Source organism: Secundilactobacillus mixtipabuli, from assembly GCF_002217925.1.
Taxonomy (GTDB): Bacteria; Bacillota; Bacilli; order Lactobacillales; family Lactobacillaceae; genus Secundilactobacillus; species Secundilactobacillus mixtipabuli.
Map to the genome: position 1 here is coordinate 76,908 of NZ_BCMF01000010.1, position 25,208 is coordinate 102,115.

At 42.7% G+C, this 25,208-nt stretch carries 26 protein-coding genes and 1 tRNA gene; 20 read left to right on the plus strand and 7 right to left on the minus strand.

The window, feature by feature from the left end; translation table 11 throughout:
* Nucleotides 1-626 precede the first annotated feature (626 nt).
* Nucleotides 627-1,718, plus strand: coding sequence for an Ldh family oxidoreductase (locus tag IWT5_RS10040; protein WP_089109817.1), 1,092 nt, complete (start codon nt 627-629; stop codon nt 1,716-1,718).
* Nucleotides 1,719-1,807: 89 nt separating this feature from the next.
* Here the strand turns inward: IWT5_RS10040 and IWT5_RS10045 are convergent, their stop codons facing one another.
* Nucleotides 1,808-2,365, minus strand: coding sequence for a LysE family transporter (locus tag IWT5_RS10045; RefSeq protein WP_089109818.1), 558 nt, complete (start codon nt 2,363-2,365; stop codon nt 1,808-1,810).
* A gap of 94 nt (nt 2,366-2,459) precedes the next feature.
* Nucleotides 2,460-2,897 carry a GNAT family N-acetyltransferase gene (locus IWT5_RS10050; RefSeq protein ID WP_089109819.1) on the minus strand — a complete coding sequence of 146 codons (438 nt, stop codon included), beginning with the start codon at nt 2,895-2,897 and terminating at the stop codon, nt 2,460-2,462.
* A 130-nt stretch (nt 2,898-3,027) separates the two neighbouring features.
* Between IWT5_RS10050 and IWT5_RS10055 the strand changes: the two genes are divergently transcribed.
* From IWT5_RS10055 to IWT5_RS10075, 5 genes are all read left to right on the plus strand, one after another.
* Nucleotides 3,028-3,429, plus strand: coding sequence for a MarR family winged helix-turn-helix transcriptional regulator (locus tag IWT5_RS10055; protein ID WP_089109820.1), 402 nt, complete (start codon nt 3,028-3,030; stop codon nt 3,427-3,429).
* A gap of 534 nt (nt 3,430-3,963) precedes the next feature.
* Nucleotides 3,964-4,968, plus strand: a complete 1,005-nt coding sequence (locus IWT5_RS10060; RefSeq protein ID WP_089109821.1) for a ketopantoate reductase family protein — start codon at nt 3,964-3,966, stop codon at nt 4,966-4,968.
* Nucleotides 4,968-6,164, plus strand: a complete 1,197-nt coding sequence (locus IWT5_RS10065) for an aminotransferase-like domain-containing protein (protein WP_089109822.1) — start codon at nt 4,968-4,970, stop codon at nt 6,162-6,164. Before IWT5_RS10060 ends, IWT5_RS10065 begins: the two co-directional genes overlap by 1 nt.
* 243 nt (nt 6,165-6,407) lie before the next feature.
* A complete protein-coding gene (locus tag IWT5_RS10070) occupies nt 6,408-7,334 on the plus strand; it encodes an NADP-dependent oxidoreductase (protein ID WP_089109823.1) in 927 nt (308 codons plus the stop codon).
* 77 nt (nt 7,335-7,411) lie between these two features.
* Complete coding sequence (locus tag IWT5_RS10075; RefSeq protein ID WP_089109824.1) at nt 7,412-7,909, plus strand: GNAT family N-acetyltransferase; 498 nt, start codon at nt 7,412-7,414, stop codon at nt 7,907-7,909.
* A 120-nt stretch (nt 7,910-8,029) separates the two neighbouring features.
* On the opposite strand, the gene IWT5_RS10080 is transcribed toward IWT5_RS10075, so the two are convergent.
* Nucleotides 8,030-8,102, minus strand: a tRNA-Lys gene (locus IWT5_RS10080).
* A 407-nt stretch (nt 8,103-8,509) separates the two neighbouring features.
* Here IWT5_RS10080 and yycF point away from each other — a divergent pair.
* The 10 genes from yycF to IWT5_RS10130 all read left to right on the plus strand — a co-directional run bounded on the left by yycF (nt 8,510) and on the right by IWT5_RS10130 (nt 18,028).
* Nucleotides 8,510-9,232, plus strand: coding sequence for a response regulator YycF (yycF, locus tag IWT5_RS10085; protein WP_089109825.1), 723 nt, complete (start codon nt 8,510-8,512; stop codon nt 9,230-9,232).
* Between the two features lie 97 nt (nt 9,233-9,329).
* On the plus strand, nt 9,330-11,144 hold the full coding sequence (gene walK / locus IWT5_RS10090) for a cell wall metabolism sensor histidine kinase WalK (RefSeq protein WP_439959104.1): 1,815 nt from the start codon (nt 9,330-9,332) through the stop codon (nt 11,142-11,144).
* Nucleotides 11,134-12,432 (plus strand): YycH family regulatory protein, encoded by a 1,299-nt coding sequence (locus IWT5_RS10095; protein WP_089109827.1) that lies wholly within the window; start codon nt 11,134-11,136, stop codon nt 12,430-12,432. Before walK ends, IWT5_RS10095 begins: the two co-directional genes overlap by 11 nt.
* Before the next feature lie 16 nt (nt 12,433-12,448).
* Nucleotides 12,449-13,279, plus strand: coding sequence for a two-component system regulatory protein YycI (locus tag IWT5_RS10100; RefSeq protein ID WP_089109828.1), 831 nt, complete (start codon nt 12,449-12,451; stop codon nt 13,277-13,279).
* A gap of 166 nt (nt 13,280-13,445) precedes the next feature.
* Nucleotides 13,446-14,255 carry an MBL fold metallo-hydrolase gene (locus IWT5_RS10105; protein WP_089109829.1) on the plus strand — a complete coding sequence of 270 codons (810 nt, stop codon included), beginning with the start codon at nt 13,446-13,448 and terminating at the stop codon, nt 14,253-14,255.
* 198 nt (nt 14,256-14,453) lie between these two features.
* A complete protein-coding gene (locus tag IWT5_RS10110) occupies nt 14,454-15,716 on the plus strand; it encodes a S1C family serine protease (RefSeq protein ID WP_089109830.1) in 1,263 nt (420 codons plus the stop codon).
* Between the two features lie 499 nt (nt 15,717-16,215).
* The gene (gene rlmH / locus IWT5_RS10115; protein ID WP_089109831.1) at nt 16,216-16,695 is read left to right on the plus strand and encodes a 23S rRNA (pseudouridine(1915)-N(3))-methyltransferase RlmH; all 480 of its coding nucleotides are present in this window, start codon (nt 16,216-16,218) and stop codon (nt 16,693-16,695) included.
* Between the two features lie 13 nt (nt 16,696-16,708).
* Nucleotides 16,709-17,290 (plus strand): GrpB family protein, encoded by a 582-nt coding sequence (locus IWT5_RS10120; RefSeq protein WP_089109832.1) that lies wholly within the window; start codon nt 16,709-16,711, stop codon nt 17,288-17,290.
* Nucleotides 17,291-17,320: 30 nt separating this feature from the next.
* Complete coding sequence (locus IWT5_RS10125) at nt 17,321-17,572, plus strand: hypothetical protein (RefSeq protein ID WP_089109833.1); 252 nt, start codon at nt 17,321-17,323, stop codon at nt 17,570-17,572.
* 126 nt (nt 17,573-17,698) lie between these two features.
* On the plus strand, nt 17,699-18,028 hold the full coding sequence (locus tag IWT5_RS10130; RefSeq protein ID WP_159459320.1) for a DUF3658 domain-containing protein: 330 nt from the start codon (nt 17,699-17,701) through the stop codon (nt 18,026-18,028).
* 68 nt (nt 18,029-18,096) lie between these two features.
* On the opposite strand, the gene IWT5_RS10135 is transcribed toward IWT5_RS10130, so the two are convergent.
* The 3 genes from IWT5_RS10135 to IWT5_RS10145 all read right to left on the minus strand — a co-directional run bounded on the left by IWT5_RS10135 (nt 18,097) and on the right by IWT5_RS10145 (nt 21,048).
* Entirely contained in the window at nt 18,097-19,266 is a 1,170-nt protein-coding gene (locus tag IWT5_RS10135) for a DUF2075 domain-containing protein (protein WP_089109846.1), read from the minus strand.
* Between the two features lie 448 nt (nt 19,267-19,714).
* A complete protein-coding gene (locus tag IWT5_RS10140; RefSeq protein ID WP_089109835.1) occupies nt 19,715-20,026 on the minus strand; it encodes a DUF2316 family protein in 312 nt (103 codons plus the stop codon).
* A gap of 17 nt (nt 20,027-20,043) precedes the next feature.
* Nucleotides 20,044-21,048, minus strand: coding sequence for an amidohydrolase family protein (locus IWT5_RS10145; RefSeq protein ID WP_089109836.1), 1,005 nt, complete (start codon nt 21,046-21,048; stop codon nt 20,044-20,046).
* A gap of 126 nt (nt 21,049-21,174) precedes the next feature.
* On the opposite strand from IWT5_RS10145, the gene IWT5_RS10150 reads away from it, so the two are divergent.
* Entirely contained in the window at nt 21,175-21,729 is a 555-nt protein-coding gene (locus tag IWT5_RS10150; protein WP_089109837.1) for a TetR/AcrR family transcriptional regulator, read from the plus strand.
* A gap of 69 nt (nt 21,730-21,798) precedes the next feature.
* Here IWT5_RS10150 and IWT5_RS10155 read toward each other — a convergent pair whose 3' ends face one another.
* Nucleotides 21,799-22,278: a MarR family winged helix-turn-helix transcriptional regulator gene (locus tag IWT5_RS10155; protein WP_089109838.1), complete on the minus strand. Its 480-nt coding sequence runs from the start codon at nt 22,276-22,278 to the stop codon at nt 21,799-21,801.
* Nucleotides 22,279-22,450: 172 nt separating this feature from the next.
* Here IWT5_RS10155 and IWT5_RS12325 point away from each other — a divergent pair, with 172 nt between their 5' ends.
* The 3 genes from IWT5_RS12325 to IWT5_RS10170 all read left to right on the plus strand — a co-directional run bounded on the left by IWT5_RS12325 (nt 22,451) and on the right by IWT5_RS10170 (nt 25,032).
* Entirely contained in the window at nt 22,451-23,035 is a 585-nt protein-coding gene (locus tag IWT5_RS12325; RefSeq protein ID WP_191981309.1) for a hypothetical protein, read from the plus strand.
* Nucleotides 23,036-23,075: 40 nt separating this feature from the next.
* A complete protein-coding gene (locus IWT5_RS10165) occupies nt 23,076-23,834 on the plus strand; it encodes an SDR family NAD(P)-dependent oxidoreductase (RefSeq protein WP_089109839.1) in 759 nt (252 codons plus the stop codon).
* Between the two features lie 205 nt (nt 23,835-24,039).
* Nucleotides 24,040-25,032 (plus strand): cation diffusion facilitator family transporter, encoded by a 993-nt coding sequence (locus tag IWT5_RS10170; RefSeq protein ID WP_225360273.1) that lies wholly within the window; start codon nt 24,040-24,042, stop codon nt 25,030-25,032.
* The last annotated feature ends 176 nt before the right edge of the window (nt 25,033-25,208 follow it).

Consider the following 25,208-nt stretch of genomic DNA (forward strand, 5'->3'; position numbering starts at 1 on the left):
ATGCGATACTATCAAACGGTGCCAAACCATGGCGGGATTCCAAAGATCGGCGCATTCGTGCGTTCCGAAGGTCGGCGGGCCTGCCTTTTCTATTGCAATTAAATGATCCGACCACCATTAAGTGGTCGGTTTTTTTGTCGATTGAGATTGTGGAGAATGAGGTTCCACTAAGTGGTGAGTTAAAAGAGCCACCGCACAAAAAGAACCTCATCACATTAGGGGTTGTGATGAGGTTCAAAGGGGATCGATAACGTTTTATGAATAGGTTTGTCCTGATTTAGGGGAGGAGGAAAAATCGAAAAAATGTTATCTAGTTTAAAAGGGAAGCCAATTAAGATTTAATTGACTATGGTTAAATGATACGCAATAAATATGATGAAAATATGAAGTTTTTCATGCTACTTTCTAAAGGAATCGTTATGAAATGGTAAAGTGTGAAGCAGAATTAAGTATGCATAAAATTTTGATTATATTATAAAAATGCATTTCATACTAGTGGAAACTTGACTATTACTAATATTTTCAATAAGAAATGTGGTTGCAAGTCGATACTAATAAGAAGATAATAAAAAACGCCTAAGTCTCATTTTTCCCTCATAACAAATAATACTTAAGGAGTGCTTAAAATGGTTAAAAGATATGATAGTGATAAAGTCAAAGCACTGGTACATAAGATCTACAAAGCCTATGGTTTTACGGAAAAGCAGAGCGCAGAAGTAGCTGAAACACTGATCTATACTGATTTACATGGGATTGCCTCACACGGTGTTCAACGGATGGTGATGTATGACCACTTTATTCAAAACGGTAAGATTCGAGTTAAAAGTCAACCAGAAATTGTGAAGGAAACAGATGTCAGTGCGGTTGTTGACGCTAATTTTGGCTTAGGTCAATTAAACGGCATTTACAGTATGAATATTGCCATTCAAAAGGCGAAGAAGCATGGTGTCGGCATCGTGACAACCAAGCGTTCCGGTCACTATGGGATTGCGGGTTACTATGCTAATATGGCAGCTGATCAAGGTTTAATTGGCCTTTCATCGACTAATTCGCGTCCAGCAATGCTGCCGACCCACGCAACGCAGGCATTTGTTGGTACTAATCCGATTGCCTTTGCTATGCCGGCTAAACCGCATAATTTTATCTATGATGCAGCTACCACGACGGTTCCTCAAGGAAAAATTGAGGTTTACCGTAAGTTGGAAAAAGATTTACCAGCGCTATGGGTCGCTAAAGATGGCAATCAAGAGATTAATGATCACAATGATACTAAGGACTTGGATGCTTTACGTGATCCACTGTCCAATGTCGGTCTAACGCCATTGGGAGGCGTGACTGAAGAAACTGGGAGTCATAAAGGGTTTGGCTTAGGTATTATCGTTGAAGTGTTCACGTCAATCTTATCTCTGGGAAACACGTCAACTGAGATAACACCTGAAGATCTAAAAGTGGGCCCATGTCAGAGCTTCATTGCCATCGATCCGGCAATTTTTGGGGACGTGGATCAAATTGTTCAGCGTTTCTCCGATTATTTACAGCAAATTCGTGAATTACCTGCGATTCCTGGCAAAACGATTTATGTCGCTGGTGACAAGGAAGCACTCGCGTATGAAGACCGCAAACAAAATGGTATGGTTATTGATGATAAGACACTTGCAGAAGTGACTGGAATTGCTGACCGACTTGGTGTGACGTATGGGTCGCTTGATATAGAGTAATGAAAAAGCTTAGTTCTGAAACCATCAAAGGGTTTAGAACTAAGCTTTTTTCCTGCGTAATGTTTCACGTGAAACATTACTGATCGTAGTTAACGCCAAAGATCGAATGCTGCAAACATCAATAATAGTGTGATGATTGTGTTGAACCCTCGGTAGTAACGCGTATAGAAACGACTCATCATTTGACCGCAGACAGTCCAAGCGAGGGTTCCAAAACTGCCAATTAGGACCATCAGCAGCCATTTAATGGGTATGTTATTTAAAATGCCAGACAAGCTGAACGCGCCAAGACCCGTTATAAAATACAGATAGCCTTTAATATTCGTTAGCTGAAGTAACATACCAGTGCGAAAATCACCGGTGGAATTGTTTGTTTCTCCAGGACGGCTGATTAAAATATGGTAAGCAAGGTACAAGAGATAAGCACTGCCAATGATTTTCATGGCGGTTAGAAAAGTGGGTGTGGATTGTAACCAATGCGCAAATAAGGCACCCATTAAACCCATGAATCCCATTCCGAATAACATACCAAGATTAAGACGCAAACTGGCGTGAAACCCGCGTTGCTGGCCGGAAACCATTGCCATCATCGTATTTGGGCCAGGCGTAAAAGACATCACAAAAACAAAGATAAAAAAGGCTGACATTCGCCTTCCTCCTAAACTATGTATGATTATTCATTGAAATCACAATTCTTGTGTTTGTACTGCCCCCGTCCACTGGTGCTAAAGATTGGAACGGTTATACCTTGAGTGCTTCGTGGACCATTTTGATGTGAGGGGTGGAATTGAAAATGAAGGGGTCACCAACAGTCTTAAAGCCATATTTTTCATAAAAGCCTTGAACTTGAACCTGTGCTTCGATTTCAATGGGTAGGTGACCGAAATGGGTTCGAATCGCGGTTAAAACATTGGTCATCAGTTGATCACCTAATCCAATGCCACGGTGGGCGGGATCCGTAACAACTCGGCCAAAGGTGACATGACCGTCTTCTTTATACACTCGAGAATAAGCCACAATACGGTCATCCTGATAAAAAACGTGCAGTGCCTTTAAATCATTTTCATCCACTTCTTGATAAATTCGTTTTTGCGCCACGACAAATGTTGCGACCCGGAGATGATAAAGTTCATATAGTTCCTTGGTTGATAATTCTGAAAATGATTTGGTTTTCCACATAAATGACACTCCTAACGATATTTTCAATTCATTGCATTTGCAATTACTTTCAAAATCTTAGCACTATTTAATTGCAAATACAATAACCTTCCTGTAGATTAGAGTCAAATGGATCATACGGAGGATTATGATGTTTGAGATTATTCGTGATATCGGGGCAATTACACGCAAGATTGAAATCAATACTAATGCGGAGTTTAGACGACTCGGGTTAGCAAATAATGCCTTTATCTATGTGATTCGCAGTTATGAAAAGCCGGGGATGTTTCTGGGGGAATTAGCTGATTCCGTTCAGATTGACCGAACGACCGCTTTTCGAACGGTCCGCAAACTAGTGGACAGTGGCTATCTGAGGTTAGAAGACGATGCCAATGACAAACGTTTACGGCGCGTTTACGTGACGAAAAAGGGTGCCGACGTTTATCCGGAATTACATGCCTTTGAGCAGCATTCATCCGATACACTGGTATCACAGCTAACAGATAACGAGAAAAATGAGTTGAAACGGTTATTAGGTAAATTAATTTATTAGTTAAAGGGCAAACCGTCATTTGAATTCTTGGTTATGTTATTTTGGTGAGAGACGCTTAAGCGATCTTTTTCGCCAAAAGTTCAAAAAAATTTTTATGGTAATAAATATTGATATAACAATACTTATACCATTATGAAAACCTTCCGCTTAAAATTAATTTATTAAAAAAGATTGACATTTTCTCATGTTCAGGGATACACTACTTGCAACAAATCAAATACGACAACAAGATTTGACCCGATGGATTAGGGTCATAGCCTTATGAAGAGAGTACCGGTTTGGTGAGACGGTATTAGGACTGTGACTTGAAAGATCGTGTTCGACGGGTTCGCTTCTCGAGGCGAACTGGTGGCACCCATTATCGTGCAGCGTATCGCAACTATTAGTTGCCGTGCGTGTTGAGGAATTACTTCAAACGGTAATTTGAATTAAGGTGGTACCGCGTTACTAAACGCCCTTTGGTCTTTGACCAAAGGGCGTTTTTTAGTTGTCGTATAGCTGATAAAATCAAAAAATCTAGAAGGAGTGGTTGTAATGAAATACGGAATTATTGGTGCAGGTGCAATGGGTTATCGGTATGGTGTCATGCTTCAGGAAAACGCTGGTGTCGACGTTGATTTTATCGATACATGGGAACCAAACGTTGAAAAGGTTCGTGAACAGGGCGGTGTCTCAGTTGCCCGTGACCATGAAAATCGTCGGATCATTCCAATCAACATGTATTATCCAGAAGAATACAAGGGTCATCCAGATGTTTGGATCATCTTTAAGAAGCAGATGCAATTAGCCGAAGAACTTGAACGCGACAGTAAAGCTGGTATTTTCCATGATGACCAATACGTCTTCTCAGCTATGAACGGCATGGGCCACTTTGAAAAGATTGAAAAGTACTTCCCAGCAGATCACATCGTTTGTGGTACCGCGATGATTGCAACCCGGATGGATGGTCCAGCCAACGTTGATTTCATGGGTCCCGTAAATAGCGAAGTGATGCATATGGCTCCTTACAACAACAAACCAGCCGATGAAACAACTCAAGCTATCTTCAAGGACTTTACAGCCGCTAAGATGGGTCCAGTGATGGTGGACGAATGGAAGGGCATGTGCATGTCAAAGGTGGTCTTCAACGCCGTTACCAACACGCTTTGTACGATGTATGAAATGCAAATGGGCCAATTTATTGAATATGAAGGTGTTACCCGAATGGCAACCACGCTATTCAACGAAGCCTTTGATGCTTGCGAACGTGCTGGCATTCGTCTTATTGAATCTCGTCAAGAAGAAATCGATTCTATTATTCCAGTTAGTCAAGCTTACAAGTACCACTATCCATCAATGTATCAAGACTTTTCAAAGGGCCGTCCTACTGAAGTAGATTACATTAACGGCTACATTGCTAAGATTGGCCGCGAACACGATTACGTTTGCCGGGTTCACGAATTCGTTGTTGAAGAAGTTCACATGGCAGAAATGATGCGTAAGTATCACAAGCCAACAGAAAACGTGGCAGATCCAAAACAAACAGAGGTGGAAGCATAATGAAATATCAATTTTCGGACAATATACCTGAAAGCAACGTTGATCCAGTTGGTAATATTTTAAAGGTGGCTGGCGATCCTAAAGTGATCTCCTTTGCAGGCGGATTACCCGCACCTGAATTATTCCCCGTTGAAGACTTAAAGAAAGTGACTAATGAAGTCTATGATGAATCTGGTCGTCAGGCCTTACAATATAGTATTGCAGCTGGTTTTCCAGCATTACGTGAGCAGATTGCTAAACGGATGAACCGTTCAGGTATTAAGTGCGATATTGATAACATTATGATTACCACTGGTTCCCAGCAGTCGATTGATTTAACCGCTAAGCTTTTTGTTAATCCTGGCGACACAGTTATTGTGGAACAACCAACATATCTTTGCGCACTGGATGTTTTCCGCAGCTACGGCGCTCACATGGTGGGGGTTCCGATGGATGATGACGGCATGAAGATGGACGCTTTGGAACAGGCGGTTAAGGATAATCCAAATACTAAATTCATTTACACGATTCCAAGTTTTCAAAATCCAACTGGCCGGACGATGCCTGCAGACCGCCGACAAAAGATGATTGAAATTGCTGATAAGTACAACGTCATGATCCTGGAAGACGACCCGTACGGTGCCATTCGATTTGCTGGTAAGGATGTGTCACCCGTTAAAACTTACGAACATGATGAACGGGTGATCTACATGAGCACCTTCTCAAAGATCTTAGCACCAGGCCTACGGATCGGCTGGATTGTTGCTGAAAAAACGTTGGTTAAGAAGTTTACTTTGATGAAACAAACGGTTGATGTGCACTCCGACAATTTAACGCAGCATATTATTGCGAAGTACATGTCCGATTACAATATTGATGATCACATCGCTAAAATTCGAGACGTTTACCGTCGCCGTGAAGGCATTATGATGGACGCCATCAAGAAGTATTTCCCAAAGGATGCCCATTGCAGTCATCCAGAAGGCGGCCTGTTCATCTGGGTCGAAGTTCCCGGCGTGGATACGCAAACACTCTTCAACACTTGCACTGACCATAATGTAGCCTTTGTTCCCGGCGAACCATTCTACGCCGACAAAGTTATTCCTGGCACATTCCGTTTAAACTATTCCAATATGCAAGATGACAAGATCGTCACCGGAATCGAGCGGTTAGGGAATGCCATCAAGGAAGCCATCGGCCAACAAGTTAAAGTTTAATTGCAGACACATAACTAAACACATAATATATAGTAGAAAAAATTTTAAAATTGCTTCTAAGCAATACACATAGCACCATTCACACATATCAAAAAAACGCTGATATCAGCCCATGATTTGGGGATATCAGCGTTTTTTTAGTGCGTTCAAATTGCGGTTTGAAATGCTTGCTTTTCTGCGCTAATCAGCCTATATTGTGCGCAAAATTAAACCACAGGATTTTACGAAAGAGGGCTGAAAATAATGAAGGCAATTGTAATTGACCGTTTTGGGGATGCTCAAGAACTTCACGAAGCAGAGATCCCAGTACCACGCATTGATTCAGACGAAGTACTAGTAAAAATGGTCGCGACTAGTGTCAATCCCATTGATTGGCGTACCCGAAACGGGACGCGAGCAGGTTGGGGTTTTCCGTTATTGCTAGGGATGGACGTTTCTGGTGTGATTGCTGAAGTAGGCTCAAACGTTCATCGGTTTAAAGTCGGTGATGCTGTCATTGCTAGACCGGACAACCGTGGGACGTATGCGGAGTATGTAGCGGTTAGAGAAGACAAGTTAGCCTTAAAACCAGCGACTATTTCGTTTGAAGAGGGTGCTGCCATTCCGTTGGCTGGAACGATTGCCTATCAAGTGATCGTCCAACAATTAGCCGTTGGTAAAGGTGATAAAGTGCTTGTTCAAGGTGGTGCCGGTGGTGTTGGCTTGTTTGCCATTCAGATTGCCAAAGCTAGAGGAGCCTATGTGGCAACGACTGCCAGTACGGAAAATCATGCTTTACTACGTTCCCTGGGGGCTGATGAGGTGATTGATTACCATCAAACTAAGTATACTGACGTTTTGCATGACTACGACGGGGTGTTTGACACGATGGATGATATTGATAATGGCCTAAAGATCTTGAAGCCAACAGGACGGCTTATTAGCATTGCTGGGCAACCGTCATTTACACAGCAAAACGGGCATCCTTCAGCTAGACACTGGCGGATGCATCCTAATGGTCAGGATACAGCAGCAGTGGCTGAGTTAGTGGCTACGGGGAAGGTCAAGGTGATCATTGATAGTGAATATCCGTTAACAACGGCTGGCCTTCGCGCGGCGCATATCCGCAGTGAGTCTCATCATGCGCATGGTAAGATCGTCATCACGATTGCAGATTCACCAGTTAAATAACATCATGGTGTGAAGTGGTATGGATGACTAGAAAGGCGTATGCTATTCATAGAAATTTTGAAAGCGAGCATTGACCGATGAGTATTAACTTTGAATACGCAACTGAAGCTGATCTACCAACCATTACCGCAATTTATAATCAGATTATTCCAAGCCGACAGGCGACGGCGGATTTAGAACCCGTATCCGTTGCTTCTAAGCAGGCGTGGTTTGACCAATTTGACCCGCATTCGCGCCCAATTTGGGTGATGAAGGATAATGGCACCATTGCCGGCTGGGTGAGCCTAGAGTCGTTTTATGGCCGGCCAGCTTACGTACACACCACTGAGATCAGTATTTATATTGATGAGAACTATCGCCACCATGGACTGGGACAAAAGACGTTAACGTACGTTTTCTCACAGTTAAAAGAGTTGGATATTGATACACTGGTGGCATTTATTTTCCACCATAATATGCCTAGCATTGGCCTCTTTAAGAAAAATGGTTTCGAAACCTGGGGACATTTACCAGACGTGGCTGATATGGATGGCAAACTGTATAGTTTGGATATTTTAGGACGTCGATTTAAATAGTGACCAGTGAAAACGCCCAAGTGCGAAGGCACTTGGGCGTTTAGTTTAAAGACACAAAAAAATCAGCATCCACGGTGTCAAGCACAGCGTGAAAACTGATTAATGGTTTGTTGCGTAATATGGGCAGTCAGGGGATCGAACCCTGGACCCACGGATTAAGAGTCCGTTGCTCTGCCAGCTGAGCTAACTGCCCATTACAGCTTGTTTAAAGCCTTGCGATTAAGCACCTGTCTTAATCAACGTTTACTAATATATCATGATAAAAAGTGATTGGCAACTATTTTTTGAAAAAAAGTGGCAGAATATTTAAATTAATGAATAAGATGGACAAAATAGGCTGATCAAGATTAAATAATTGTATTATACAAGCATTTAATCTTTTTACGCGATAAACCTTTGATACGCGCTAGATTTGGCCATTTCGCGTAATGTAAAATACTGTGATATAATAAACCTTGTGCAGGTATTATTTTAAATGTACCTGCCACCTACTTGTAAGATCCTGTGTGGCCCGTGCTACTGCGCAGGAATGACCGAAAAGCACCTAACTTAAAACTATAATACTTGAACGAATCGTTATCTGAAGGAGGACATGTTCAGATGAAAAAAGTTATTCTCGTTGTCGATGATGAAAAACCAATTACTGATATTGTTAAATTTAACCTAACTAAAGAGGGCTACGAAGTGGTTGTTGCCCATGATGGTGAAGAAGCCCTTAAACAAGTTGAAGAAGTTAATCCAGATTTGATTATCTTAGACTTGATGTTACCTAAGATCGACGGGCTGGAAGTTGCCCGCCAGGTACGGATGAAGCATGACATGCCGATTATTATGGTCACGGCTAAGGATTCTGAACTGGATAAAGTTCTGGGCTTGGAACTTGGTGCGGATGACTATGTGACTAAGCCATTTTCAAACCGTGAACTAGTGGCTCGTGTTAAGGCTAATTTGCGTCGCCAAAATACGGTTAACGCTGCTCAGCCAGAAGAAGAGGAAAACAAAGACATTGAAATTGGCGATTTGGTCATTCATCCAGATGCTTACTCCGTTACTAAGCGGGGTCAAAATATTGAATTAACTCACCGTGAATTTGAACTGTTGCACTACTTAGCGCAACATATCGGTCAAGTAATGACGCGTGAGCACTTACTGCAAACGGTCTGGGGTTACGATTATTTTGGTGATGTCCGAACGGTCGATGTGACTGTCCGTCGGCTTCGCGAAAAGATTGAGGATAATCCCAGTCACCCAACGTGGTTAGTCACTCGTCGCGGTGTTGGGTATTATTTGCGGAATACTGAAAGTGAGTCAGGTCAAGCGTAATCATACGCATAAGAGCGTTTAAGGGGTAAACGGTAGCGTGAAACGAAAACTTAAATGGTATCATTCGATACAATTCAAAATCGCGTTTGTATTCGCGATGATGCTCATTATTACATTGGAAATTGTCGGCGCCGTGTTTGTACAGCAATTAGAGACGCAAAACTTGCGGCAATTTAAAAGCCAAATTTCGCTGCAGCGTTACGTCAGTACAAACTTAACCACTCAGCTGTCACGAGCGAACACCGACGCATCTAACCGGCAAATTCGAATTTTGCTATCGGATGCTAACATTCCAAGTACGGCGAACGCACAAATTCTTGTTATTGATAATAAGGGCACCATTCGTGGCACAAACGAAGCTAATAATCAGCAGGTCGTTGGTCAAAAAACCACTGACGACACGGTAAAAAAAGTTATTTATAATAATAGCGCTGGTAGTGAAACGACAACGTTTGACGCATCAGCCAATCAATATTATTACACGAAAGTCACACCATTGATCAAACAAAGCAGCGGGAGCAGTACGCCCGTTGGGGTTGTGTACATTCGTGCCAATTTAGAGAGCGTTTATGACAGTATTAGCAAAGTGACTGCCATCTATTTAGTTGCGGCCATTATTGCGATTGCCATGGGATTAGTGCTATCAATCGTTATTTCCCGGGCAATTACTGTCCCAATCACAGAAATGAAGGAACAAACCCAGCGGATTGCTCGCGGGGATTACTCTGGGCAGGTAAAAGTTTATGGAAACGATGAGTTGGGTCAGTTAGCCAGTGCGGTTAATAACCTTTCTGTTCGTGTGGAAGAAGCGCAAGAGTCTACTGAATCTGAGCGAAGACGGCTGAATTCTGTCTTGGCACATATGACTGATGGGGTTCTTGCGACCGATCGACGTGGGAATGTCACTATTATCAACGAAACGGCTGTTGAATTTTTGGACGTTGACTCCAATCAAGCCATTGGTGAATCAATTTTGGATATTCTGCATATTCGTAATCAATATACATTGCGTGATTTACTCGAAAATCCTGATGAGATTATGCTGGACTTCTCAACGGACGATCATGATTTGATCCTGCAGGCCTACTTCTCACTGATTCAGCGTGAATCTGGGTTCATTAGTGGCCTCGCCTGTGTTCTGCATGATGTTACTGAACAACAGAAGATTGATCAGGATCGTAAGCAATTTGTTTCTAACGTGTCACATGAGTTGCGGACGCCGTTAACCAGTGTTCGGTCATACGTTGAGGCGTTATCTGACGGTGCCTGGAAGGATCCTAAAGTTGCGCCGAAATTCTTGAAGGTTACACAAGAAGAAACGGATCGGATGATTCGAATGATTAACGATTTGCTGACCCTTTCAAGAATGGATTCTGGCACGCAGAAGCTCAATTTAGAGCTGGTCAACTTGAATGAACTGTATAATTACATCTTGAATCGGTTTGATATGATCATTGATAGTGACGAACAAAAAGACCGGTCTGACAAGCATTATACGATCAAACGAGAGCTGACTAAGCGAGATCTCTGGGTTGAGATTGATACGGACCGCTTTACACAAGTGATCGATAATATTATGAATAATGCGATCAAGTATTCACCAGATGGCGGGGTCATTACTTGCCGTTTGATTGAAACGAATAATAACGTGATTTTGAGTATTTCTGATCAGGGATTAGGTATCCCGCGTGCGGATATTCCTCACGTTTTCGACCGGTTCTACCGAGTGGATAAAGCTCGTTCCCGGGCTCAAGGCGGTACTGGGCTTGGATTGGCTATTTCTAAAGAAGTTATTCAGTCCTTGGGCGGTAAAATTTGGGTAGAGAGCCGTGAAGGACACGGGTCCACCTTCTACATTTCACTGCCGTACGAACCTTACGATGAGGGGGATGATCTCTGGGATGAAGCTTAGAAAATTATGGCTGCCAGTTAGTCTGGTAGCAGCAGTATTAATCAGTCTCGGACTTTCGGGTATGATGTGGACTAATCCGGCCCACTCGAACTTGAGTAATCGTACCAAAGTGACTAAAAATTCAGATAGTACCAGTAATACAACGTTTCAAGACATTTATTTACCATCACAGCTTCTTTCGACCGATCGTTTAGGTAGGCAGGAGTTATTAACGAATAACCGGGTTAACGTGGCCTCCGATTTACGTGATCGAATGAGTCATTTTACGGCGGAAAAAGCAAAAAGTGTCAGCAAAGGGAATTCCAAACGGTATCTCGCTCAGTTAAAGCGCAAGGAGTCAGTTCTGCTGAACTATAACTCTGCTATTTCGGTTAATTTCTTCCGCAAAGCATTTAATAATCAGTTGAAGATTCCAAACCAGAAGTTCAACCGGATGCAGTTACTGCTCAATGATCCTAAGCATCTTTATCTGCTGAACGATCAAGGGTATCGCATCGTTAGAGTAACCCTCAAAAATAATCGGGCTGATAAGCTACGCCATGTTTTAGCGGATAGAATGGTCAAACATCGAGTGGCCTTTGAATTGTTCAACGGTAAAGTCATTTTGACCTATCCGAAGGCTGTTAAATTACGCACGTATAGTTATCAGTTAACTCAGCAGACGCAAGATTACTACGCTAACCGGATCATGACCACCAATTCTAACAGTAATGTTCAGATTAAGCGGCATCAAAATAGTACCGATTATGATGATCACGGTTTCCGTCATATGAGTGTTGATAAAACGACGGATACGGTCACCTTTACTGATTATAATTCGCAGGTTAAGAGCAACAGCTTTTTGCAGACCATGAATCACGTTTATGACCAGTTAGTCATGGTCGGTATGCCATTAGACAGTGTCCGCTTTTATTCCTATGATTCTGGCAGCAACACTGCTGTTTTCCGAACATACGCAGGTGGACTTCCTATTTTTGATCAGAGCAATTTTGGTGCCATTCAAATGAAAGTGCTGGATCAATCGTCTTACCGGATGAAGTTCTCACTAGACAGCTTGCAGGTGCCAGTTCCACCCGTTCAGACTTCAGCAACGATTATGTCGAGTACTGATCTGCTAAAACAGCTGAAAAACGCTGGTATTAAGGAAAATAAGATTCAAGGTATTGAACTGGGCTATGAATGGAGTCGTGACAAGTCACTAGCAAACGTTGTTAATTTAGTGCCAACCTGGTACGTCAAAACGAATAATCAGTGGCAGAATTATCGTAAACTACTTGGCCAACAGTGAAAGGAGGTAGCCGGTCGTGAATTTTAAACGAATTCAAATGATTTTCCTAGCGATTTTTATCGCAATGGATGTTTTACTATTTCTATCATATAATCGCAACAGTGTTGGTGATTCAACTGCTTCAGGGAATAACAACATCTTAGAGGAAATGCGTAAGGATCAGATTACGTTTAGCAAACCGACTACCGACAAGCACGAAGGCTATTATTTCTCAGGAAATAACGGTGATGCGTTGCGGCAGAGTGCGACAAACCTGCAGCAGCAAGATTTGCACTTCAGTGGCAGTGAGTTAGTCAGTGAATTTAAAAAGCCGGTTAAGCTAACCGATGGGTCGGCTAAACAGATTTTAGATAAAATTGTTGCTAATCCTGGACTAATTGCTAAGGGTAAGCAGTATGAATATAGTAAGCAGTTATCGAATAACAACGAGATCATTTACGTTCAGCGGGTTGCCAAAAAGCCGATCTATTCGCATTTTTGCCAAATTCGGTTTGATTTAGACAGTCAGCACCGAGTGATCGGCTACAGTCAAAACTATCTGGGGGGTGTTAAATTCCTAAAGGAAGCATCCAAGACAATCAGTGAAGAACGGGCGTTAACCTGGCTGTATCAATACAATGAAATTCCAAATGGCGCCAAAGTTTCTTGGGTGCATTTAGCTTACACGAGGCTATTAACGGCACGGGGACAGTATGTCTTCTTACCAACCTGGGTATTTGCCGTTAAAATCAATAATTCCTCTTCAGTGATTTTGAAGCGGGTAAACGCCTATACGGGTGAAGTGATTAAAACGGGAGATAACAATCAAACAAGTAACGCTAATTCAGAAATTTTCACGCTCACATAGTGATATATCAGTAAGTATTTAATGATTGCGTTTCGTTGCAAAATGCGTTGTAATAGTAACGACGAACAATCATTGAAAAGTGAGTATGGACGGATTATTCACGGCCCTACCAATGACCACGTTGGCGGGGTTTTTGTATTTTAAATAAAAGGAAGTTGGGCAGTTTATGCAAGAGCAAAATGACGGATTAAAAGTGAGTGTTTTAGCCAGTGGTAGCACGGGAAACTGTACTTACATTGAAACAGCTGAACACAAGATTTTAATTGATGCCGGATTGAGCGGTAAAAAAATCGAAAATTTGATGCAATCCATCGGTCGCGACTTGAGTGACGTGGATTCTCTTTTCGTCACGCATGAACACTCGGATCACCGTAAGGGTGTCGGCGTTTTAGCCCGGCGCTATGGGATGAACGTTTACGCCAACCAGGGTACCTGGGATGCGATGGCCAGTAAAATTGGGGTCATTCCTACTGAACAAAAGAACATTATTGCGCCAGATTCCGTACTCAGCATGGGGGATCTGGACGTAGAGAGCTTTACGGTCTCTCACGATGCTGCTGAGCCTCAATTTTACGCTGTACACAGCGGTGGTAAGAGTTTTGTGGTACTCACAGACACTGGCTACGTTTCAGACCATGTCGAGGGTGTTATTAAAGATGCGGACGCTTATTTAATGGAGTGTAACCATGATGTTGAAATGCTGCGGATGGGTAGTTATTCATGGCCGTTGAAACAACGAATTTTGAGCGATACCGGTCATTTAAGTAACGAAGACGGGGCCGATGTGATGATGGACGTTTTGGGTCGACATACCAAGCGGATTTTCTTGGGTCATTTAAGTCAGGAAAATAACATGAAGTCCTTGGCCCACTTAACCGTAGCCTCAATCATGGAAGACCACGATTTTGGCGTTAACCATGATTTTAAGATTCTAGATACCGATCCAGAAAAGGCCAGTGGTTTGATAACACTGTAGTTAGCTTAAGAATTTTTTAGTAAAAGCTTAAGTTTTTTTACGAGTAAAGATTCAAATAAAGTTCACATCTAATAGTTAAAATGGTTTCATAAGTTAGTTAAGCAAATTTAAGAACCAATATGGCCTAAATAACAGCAGTCATCACTGGACATCAGTTGTGATGATGAACAAGGAGGGAAGCGCGATTCGCGCGGAAGTATGGATAATCAACAAAGACCAGGATCAAACAATAACCGTGGACTATTGATTAAGGTTGCTGTGACGGCGTTAGTTGCCGGGTTACTTGGTGGTGGTATTGCATACGGCGGTGCCAATTACATGAGTAATCGCGATACGACGTCGGTGCCAGCAGGCTCAAATAAATCGGGGACTGCCACTACCAGCAACATGAAGGTCAATGTCAGTTCACAAGCTTCTAAGGCCTTTTCAAACGTGAAGGATTCAGTGGTCTCGGTCATTAACCTACAAAAGAAGACCCAGTCCTCTAGCACCCTGAATGGTATTTTCGGCGGTAACGATTCCAGCAGTAATTCTTCGTCTAGCGGCAGTTTGCAGGCTAGTTCAGAAGGCTCAGGTGTTATCTATAAAAAGGCTGGCAATAGCGCTTATATCGTCACGAATAACCACGTTGTGTCTGGTTCTAACGCCCTTGAAGTGATTTTGAGTAATGGTAAAAAGATTGATGCTAAGCTGGTGGGCAAGGATGCAGTCACGGACCTTGCTGTGTTGAAGGTCAATAGTGCTGACGTTTCTAAGGTGGCCAGTTTTGCTAACTCAGATAACATTAAAGTCGGTGAAACGGCGCTTGCCATTGGTTCACCTCTTGGCTCACAGTACGCCACTTCGTTAACGGAAGGAATTATTTCTGCCAAGAAGCGGACGGTAGCGACAACGGATGAAGCCACGAACCAGCAAACGGGTAATGCAACCGTTATCCAAACCGATGCAGCGATTAACCCTGGTAATTCTGGTGGCCCACTGATCAACCTTGCCGGCCAAGTCGTTGGGATCAACTCCATGAAGCTTGCTAGTAGCGGTACAGGAACCAGCGTGGAAGGGATGGGTTTTGCCATTCCAAGTAACGAAGTGGTTTCTGTCATCAACCAATTGATTAAGAACGGTAAGATCGTTCGGCCAGCGTTAGGCATTAAGTACGTCGACTTGTCCGAAATTTCAAAGACGCAGCAGAAGTCCATTTTGAAATTACCAAGCAGCGTTGAAAACGGGGTTGTTGTCATGGAAACTCCGGGTGCTTCTACACCAGCTGGACGTAGCGGCATTAAGAAGTACGATGTGATCACAGCTTTAGATGGTAAGAAGATCAGCACGAATTCGACGCTGAGAGACCTACTGTATAAATATAAGGTTAATGATACGGTTACCGTTACCTACTACCACAACGGTAATCAAAAGACTGCCAAAGTTAAGTTGACGGAAACGACGTCACAACTGAATCAATAATCAAAAAGCGTGCATGTGAATAAAAGGCTGAAACCTGAATTATCAGGCTTCAGCCTTTTCATTTTGAGTGAAAAAGACGAATGTTCGAGTTATTCACTAGTTGATAAAGACAGTTTAATGGGGCTGGTGGGCGGTAGCAGTCGAATAACGAAAGCGCTATTGCTGTGGAAAATTCGGAAGTGTGAGTAATCCACAAGAAACTGTGGATAACTTTGTGGATAACATTTAAATTGCTATAAATGCCTTGTTTGCTGAATTCTTCCAGGCGTTTCTTAAAAACTATTAACAGACTGTGGATAACTCAAAAATGGGGTTAACTAAATTTTAATAAAACGTTGCTATGACGGCGTTTACATTGGTACAATAAGAGTTAAAGAACGGTATGTATTGAAAACGAATAAGCGTTTTTAGCAAGCAAACTATTGTCCACAAGGAAGCGCAAAAACGACTTTATCAACTGTGGATAACTTTGTGGACAACTTAAATTAAGGAGTAAGTTATGAACATCAAACTGGTCGTCGTCGGGAAATTAAAAGAGAAGTATTTTAAACAAGGAATCGCGGAATACGCCAAACGGCTGTCGCGATTTTCCAAATTTGAAATTGTGGAAGTGCCAGACGAAAAAGCGCCAGAAAGTTTAAGTGACTCTGAGATGGCTCAGGTGATGGCAAAAGAAGGCGAACGGATCCTTTCTAAGATTAAGGATCGGGAATATGTCTATGCTTTAGCTATTTTAGGAAAAGAGCGCTCATCAGAGGAATTTGCTAAAGAGATCAAGGATCTCACTACGTATGGGCACTCTGATATTACCTTTGTGATTGGCGGTTCGCTGGGATTGGCGCCAGAAGTCCTGAAACGTGCGGATACCCAAATTTCATTTGGTCGATTTACGCTACCCCACCAACTGATGCGGCTAGTGTTGACAGAACAGATTTACCGGGCGTTTATGATTAATGAGGGTAGTCCGTATCATAAGTGAGGAGGACCACTTCATGAAAAAATTAGAAGAAATGAGTCTTCATGAGCTTTGGCAGCTGTTTCCAATTGTCTTGAAAGCACCTGATCCGAATTATCAGCGGTGGTATGAGGACGAAAAACAAAAGATAGTCCAACATTTGCATAGTGCGGCTATTTATCGCATTAATCACATTGGCAGTACGTCTGTTCCTGGATTAATTGCGAAGCCCACGGTTGATATTTTGTTAGAACTTGTTGGTTCATATGATCTGGACAGTGTCATTTCAGATTTGCAATCATTGAAATGGCGGGTCATGGCTAGAAATGACCGTTTAAAAACAATTGATTTGAACAAGGGGTATACACCTACTGGCTTTGCGGAAAAGGTGTACCATTTACACGTCAAACCCGCTGGTGATTGGGGAGAGCTCTATTTTCGTGATTACCTGATCGCAAATCCGAAAGTAGCAAAGCAGTATGGGGAACTAAAGTTAAAGTTAGAACAAAAGTACAAGTATAACCGTGACGCTTACACTGCTGCTAAAACGGATTTTGTCACCAGGTATACGCAAAAAGGGCGAGAAGCATTTAACGGCAGGTATCGACCGGGTAAATAGATGCTGAAAATAAGATAAGGGGTGGCATCCATGGAAGTAACTTTTGACGAAAGTTTTGCGGGTATGTTGAAATACGAAGCAAAACTATTGACAATCGGTTTGCAGTTAGATGCTCAATTTGGGGATTTATACCGATTTAGCGGTGCCAAGAACTCATTTTGGCAATTGAAAGCTAGCCATAATACCGATGGGCAAACAGCTGGTGAATTACGGACATCCGTTATGAAACAAATAGAGCAGCTTAAATCAGCCATTGCTGCTGGAGAACCGTTGCGAGTGTGATGGAGTGAAACGGCAGACGACCAGCTTGGGTTTTACTGGTTTTGTCAGTTAACTCAACGCGTAACTAATCGGGTTACGCAAGTGCGGGTGCCATTACTGTTGCCAAAAGCGAAAAAATGGTCAGCATTGTATCGAGTCTCGCATTTAGGTGAACTCGATTTTGCTGATATTCAGTCCGTATTGCAGAATGAACATCCCTTATCAGTCAATGAGCGTCAGTCGTATGCAAATGGATGGCAAGCAGTGTTGGAAGAGAACGTACCTGTAAGAGTGAACCTAAACGGAGCAGTCGTTGGTGTTGGGGAGACCTTTTTTGTTCGCTTTTTGAGCTTAGAGAAATTAACTAGCTGGTCAGCAACCCGAGTCATTGGTAAAGCGATGGGTAACTATCCCGTGGATGTGCCAGACTGGTGGTATCGGTATAGATTGGATAGGCTTTCTTCCAAAGGCGACTAACTTAATATTCATAAAAAAGCAGACCGAGAAATTTCCCGATCTGCTTTTATTTGTTGAGTAGATTAATTCTACTTACCTGTATTGTTCAACTCCAACAACCGTGCCCGCAAAGCATCATCGTAAGCAGTCAGATACAAACCGTACTTCCCCCGCTTGATCAGCACGTTCAAAACGTTAGCAATGAACGCCTTGTATTCTTCACGGCTAAATTTGATGTCTTTGCGCTTTTTGAAGACTTCTTTGTGAGAATACTTTTCTGGAATGACAGTCATTGTGTCGGTTTCTTTGTCATAACCGAATGATGGGCCAATGACCATGCCGACATAGTTTAAATCAAAGCCCTGCAAGGTATAAATGGTTCCAACTTGAGTAATGGAGCCTTCACGTTTAGCCCATGGCGTCCGTTGCGGATCCCATTCGTCCCATGGCAGGTTAAAGGTATCCATTTCAACGTTATGCCGGCCATCGATTCGTGGGAAACCAGACGTTGCGACCATTCGGCTCATGCCATATTCCTTGTTTCGTTCCTTAATTTTTTCGAACATCTCACCAGCTTTATCGAACACTTTGAATTCGAAGTCACTGTTGTCAGGAAATGGCTTAATCGGCTTTTCTTCAGTCAAATCGTTCATCCATTTAACCTGCTCGTCACTAGCCACCATTCGGTACTGGAAGTTCATGTCAAACTGCTTGTAAGGGTGGTTACCGATGGTTTTGAAGAGCAGCTTTTTGTCCCAGTACATCTTTGATTGGAAGACTTGATCAAAATCGTACACGACGACCACTACTTTTGCCAGATTCATCAAGTCAGTTAGTTGATTTTGACCGCGGTAATGGGCGTAGGGTTCTGATTTGGAGTAGAGCAAGTGCGCTTCGTCCACAAAAATAATGTCATATTTTTCGTGATTCTTTTGAGCGTAGTTAATCAGTGAAGTAGGACGGCGGATGGTGCTGACATTCATATTTGGAATAGCTGAGCCCATTTCACGGTAGGCCTTGTACAGTTCAGGGTGATTTACTACCAGAGAGGTCTTATAGCGCTTATCGGTCATATACTGGCGTACCAGTTCCATTAAGACGACCGACTTACCAGTTCCGGCTGCACCTTCGATGATGGCAACTGAAGATGTCTTGCCGGTGAGTCCCTGTTTAATGTAGCAGTTGATATTAGTAATCACATTTTTTTGATCGTCGGATAGATCATCCACAAAAAATTGTGCTTTTAAAACTTTGTTCATTGGTTTGGTCATTAGAAAACTCCTAGTTGATTAGTTGTTATTAGCTTCGTGCGATAAAAAACAATTGCCTTAACATTATACTGCTTAGTCTTGCGGTAATGCCAGTTGGTATTTTGTATTAACTTGGATTCCCCAGAGTGGTGGATTAGCGGGATAGTATTGATTAAATGAATTGGATTGTCCCCGAGTAATACAATTACAACGTGTAGTTGTTTTATTCAATTATACAAATAAGAAAGACGTATCTCTGACAGGCTAGAGCTTGTTAGGAGATACGTCTTTTTGTTGATCAAGTTAAAAATGTTTCATGTGAAACATTATTGCTGGTTAATCCAGATTTAAAGTATCGGTAACTTACTGTAATGACCAGTTAAGAGGATCAGGGACTTCAGGCGTGGTAGTTATAAAGGCCTTAACAGTGGTTGATAAAGAAACTCAGCAAGGTGCTTTAATTATCCCCAGCCGACATCTTTCGCGCGTCAATCAGATGGCTATTCAGGAACCAGTACTGATGCCAATCACCAACCAAAGCTGTAAAAGGAACCGGTTTTTTACCTTGTTCTTCGACCTTTTGAATGAGGTAGTTACGCAAGATCCAAGGATCATTAAGTGAATTCTGGGTAAGTGTAAATAAATGATTCAACTTAGTTAGGCTGATGTTGAGATCACCGGCAACTTGTTCCTTCGTTAATCCGCTGAGTTCAAAATTTTGCTGTAATTCGTTCTGGGTGTTTTTAAGTTGTTGTGGGTTTAAAGTCATTCTTATCAGGTTCCTTTCTAATTCAGATGGAAAATTCGTTCAGCATTACCATGCGTAAAGGCGTCCAGCTGATCGCTCGTTAAATCAGTATTATCCAAGAAGGTGCGAGTATTCTTAGGCTGCTTATAAGGGTAATCAATCGAGTAAATCAAATGTTCTGGACCCATTTCGGCAAGTAAGAAGTTGAGTTGCGGCTTGCTCAAAATACCGCTAGGAGTAACGTAGACGTTATTTCGGTAATAGTCTGAGAAGGACTTTTCCAAACCAGCATAAGCATCAATTTCATCGTCCAATCGTTCCAGGAACATGGGCACGAATTCACCCCAGTGACCGGAAACCAGTTTTAAGTTAGGCAGTTTGTCAAAGATGCCAGAAACAATCATGCGCATGACCTGGATACCAACGTCCATGTGCCAGCCAAATCCGGCAGAGGACAGAATTCCGGTCACTACGTCTGACCAGTTTTCATTAGCAAAGTAGTGCTGCGTCACGTCGGTTGGAATGAACGACGGATGGAAATAGACCGGAACATCTAATTGGCTGGCTGCTTCAAAAATTGGGAAGAAGAACGGGTCATCAAAAAACTTGCCTTGATAATTTCCCTTGAGTAAGACACCGTTTAAATGCAAGTCGTTAACAGCCCGCTTTAATTCAGTCGCGGCGGCCACTGGTTCACCAACGGGTAGTACGGCTAAGCCACCAAAACGGGTCGGATTAGTGGCAATCGCTTTAGCTAATTCATTATTAGCCTGTTCACAGAGCTTCACAGCAATCTTAGGGTCTAAATTCTGCGGTGATGAATTACCGTAAGAAAGGATTTGTTGATCAATTTCGAATTTATCCATAAATTCAATTCGTTGTTTAGTGACGTCATGCATGATTTCAGGCGTTGGCAACGTGGTCTGTATGTAGTGTCGCATTTCTTTGCTGACGTTTGGCATAGCCGCCTTACCAACGATTTCGTTGATGGCTTGGGTGATTTTCGCGGATTCAAAATGTTCTTCAACTGTAATGATTTTCATTGTGCTACTCCTTTATCTTCCAAATCAGGTTTGTACTTTCGCGCTACATTGAGTATTATAGGGAGCAATAAAGTCGGATGAAAGGAAGATGTAAGACATATATGTGTCTTATGTCGCATAGTAAAAATGGCTAGAGCATTCATCAATCAACCAGTAAAAATCGATCAACGAAAGCAACGTTCACATGCCAGGCTATTCAATGCCATAGTGGCGAAGTATCAGGCTGGTACTGATTTTAAGCAAATTGAGATCAAAGAATTCTGTAAAAGCGCTGGCGTTTCAAGGGCGACCTTCTACAGGCATTATCAAAATATTGCGGATGTGATCGTGGTTCACTTTCTGATCGTTATTTCGGATTTTGAGAAGCAAATCGATGCTTTACAGCAGCCAAACTTTGAGAATAGTAGTCAGGTGGTTGTGTCTGAAATTGAAAACAACCTGGAACTGATTAAGCTCGTTTCTTGGAGTGGTACGCAGAAAAAAGTACAGTCGGTGTTAAGTGGAACCGCCCAACAAATTCTGATTTTACGGGACTATCCAATTGCGAAAAGACAGTTTGTCAGTGAGTTTCTTGGCGGAGCGATTCTGAACTTTGCGCAACAAATTGCTGAAGCACCAGAACCCATTTCACAGGCTGAGGCACTGGACTTATATCGGTTGTTGATTCCCAATAATTTATGAGATATTAACTGACATTAGCGTCAAAAAAAGCGTTAGAGGAAAATTTCCCTCTAACGCTATTTAGATTATTTACTTTCGAATTTGATTCAGCGGCGACTGATCATCTGGTGTAATGATTCCCGCTTTGATCATCAGCCGAATTGCCTCTCGCAAGTGATGAGTCAGGGCAGCTTTCTCGGTCTCAGATAGGTTTTCAGTATGCGATTGAATCCGGTGAGCAATCAGCTGACTGTGCTCATGAATCACGTTTTTACCATGTTCGGTGCCGTACACGTTAACTACCCGACGGTTATCTTCGTTGTGCCGGCGTTCGACCAAGTCACGTTTTTCTAACGTGGCAATCAAGCGGGTGAGTTGTGCCCGGGAAATGCCGGTGGTATCAGCAAGCTGACTCATGCTGATACCAAGCCGCGTATAGACGTTCTTTAACGTAATGGCTTGAAGCCGGGTCAGACCGAATTCATCCAGTGTTCGGTTTTGGGTGATTGCTTGTGTCAAATCGGTAAATAACTGCTCGAGTTCTAATGCGTTGTTAGTGTTGTCTGCCATTTCATCACTTCCTTAGTGAGGTTTTGAGGTTGGTAATAGTAATTAATTATTAACAATTGACAATTATCAATTATAAGTATAAAGTAGATTTCTGTCAATTATAGACTATTTGATATTGTAATTGTCGTTAGTGATGAGAGTTAACGGTTGATCGAAAGGAACGTGGAAAATCATGAATGATTTTGAAACAATTAGCCAACTTGTATTGAAGGAACGGATGTATCGTGGTCGGCACGTTAAGGAAGCTGCCGATTGTTATTTTCCGGATGCCACTGTGACGACGAGCTGGCAAAGCGGACCGGTTTCAACCTTTTTAGGCAAGCAACCGGCAGATTTTGCCAATTCATTACCGATCGTCGGCCGTTTTGGCGCACCTATCGTACATCAAAATGGGAGCCGCGCCTACGTTGAACTTTCATCAACCACTAATCACTGGCAGATGATCAATGGCGTTGAAGCTGTCATTGAATCTTATATGCGCTTGATCTACCGGGTTGAGAAGCGGAACAATGAATGGAAAATCGTTAATTTAACTTCAATCGACGAGGCTGATAAAATGCAGCCAGCGATTCCTGGTCAAGATCTCAAGGTTAACCCAGATGACGTTGCTAAATTACGCCGGAGTTACCGGTTCTTAGCCTATGGCCGTATAAAAGCTGGTGGTGAAATCAGCCAGGACCTCATGGGAACTGACCGAAAAACTGATGAAGATGGGCTTTACCAAAAAACAGAGAACTGGCTTCATGAAAACGACTAATTAAACGAGATTAATCACAGACGATAAGGAGAATCATTTTATGGCAGAAGAAAAAACAATTTTGACACTAATTACCGGTGCTGATAAGGGCATTGGTTTTGCTACCGCTCAAGCACTTGGCAAGAAGGGCCAGCATATTTTGATTGGTGCCCGTAACCAAGAACGTGGCGAAAAAGCGGTTGAACAGCTTAAGGATGACGGGATTAAAGCTGATTTCATTCAACTCGATGTGACTGATAAGGCACAGATCAAGGCTGCAGCGGCTAAAATCAAGGCTGATTACGGTTATCTCAGCATTCTGATCAATAACGCAGGGATCGCCATGGATCACCATCAGCCTGCCTCAGAACTCAGTACTGATACTATTCGTCAGGACTTTGACGTGAACTACTTTGGCCTGATCGATGTGACTCAGGCGATGATTCCACTATTAAAAGCAGCTAGTCCAGCTAAAATCATCAACGTTTCCAGTAACATGGGCTCCATGGGCTTGGCTAGTGATCCTAGTTCTCGGTTCTATAAGGTTAATTCATTGGGCTACCAGTCATCAAAAGCCTCAGTTAACTTTGCCACGATTATTTTCAGTAAAGAGTTAGCGGATGATGGCATTACGGTGAACTCGGTTAACCCAGGCTGGACTGCTACCGGATTTGGTGGCCGTCCAGAGGATGCACCTGCTCCAACAGGAATGCAGGACGTTGCTACTGGTGCTGCACAGATCATCAAGATGGCCAGTTTGCCGATGAATGATACCACCACGGGTACCTTTACGGAAAATGCCGGCACTTTACCTTGGTAATCAGGTTTAACAAGCGCTCTGGCAAGCCGCAATTTTTTCAATAGAAATCAAAAGGCGTTTCGGATATGAACTTTCATAGCTGGAACGCTTTTTATATTTGCAACAGAACAGATGTTTCATGTGAAACATTTTTGCGGAGCCTTTCCAACCGTCATTTACCCTATTTGGCGCTATAATTTGAGTGATTATAGGGGAGGTGGACAGCGTGAACAATCTCGCACAATATCTAAAACGCGAAGGGGTTCATTTATCAGTCATTGAAGAACAAGAAATCAAGAAGCTTCAGACGGCACTGAGGTCGTTGTGGGTGAATATTGCCATCTACCTACTGATTACCCTCATTGAATACTGGCTGGCTGCTATTGGCCATTCTCAAGCACTGCGGGCGGATGCGATGAACAACCTGTCTGGCGTGATCTCCACTCTGTTTCTGATTGTCGGCTTGCACACCGCGACGGACTCAGATGACCACTTTCTAGTTGGCAAACGGATTCCGTTGCTAAATGGTCGTAACGATGACCGGATGCAGTTGTCGCGGTTTCGGATGGCGACGATCTTTACGCTGGTCACCAGTTTTATCATTATCTTTATTGCGGGTCAAATTATTTTTCAGGGTGTAAAAACCATGTATACTGCGGGCATCAGTCATCATCCTAATCTTTATTCCGCACTTGGCGCAGGCATTGCAACGGTGCTCATGGCGGTCGTCTGGTACTTCAATTATCACAACGGTAAGCGGCTCAGTAATGCTGTGCTGTCAGCAGCGGCAAAGGATAGCATGGGCGACGTGGCAACTAGTTTTGGCACCCTAGTAACGGTCCTGATGGCTTTCGGATTTAAAACGCCCTGGATTGATAGTACTGTTAGTATCATTATTGGTTTCTTCGTTCTCTGGTCGGGGTTAGTGATTTTTCAGGAATGTACCTTGAACTTAGCTGATTACGTGGATCCTGATTTGGAACAGCGGATCAAGTCCGCCATTATGCAGTTTGATGACGTTCACCAGATCAGGGAATTCAGAAGCCGCTACAACGGTGATGTTTTAATTGTTGAAATGCTGATTATGGTTAATGCCAAGATGGATGTCTTAACACTTTATGGGCTAACTGAACGGATTGAAAAAATGTTAGAAGAACAGTTTCAGATTTTCGATGTGACGACTCAAGCCGTACCGGATCCTGATGATGAGCTGGAATGATGATAGTAGGGGAGACAAAAAAACTAGCGGAAGCTTAATGAGCTTCCGCTAGTTTTTTAGGTTCTACAATATCTGTTGTTGGTAATAGATTTTATCTATTACTGATAACAGATTTTTTGTTACACTACTATTTAATAAAAAACGGGCATTCCCGCCCATTCATTAAAATCAACCAC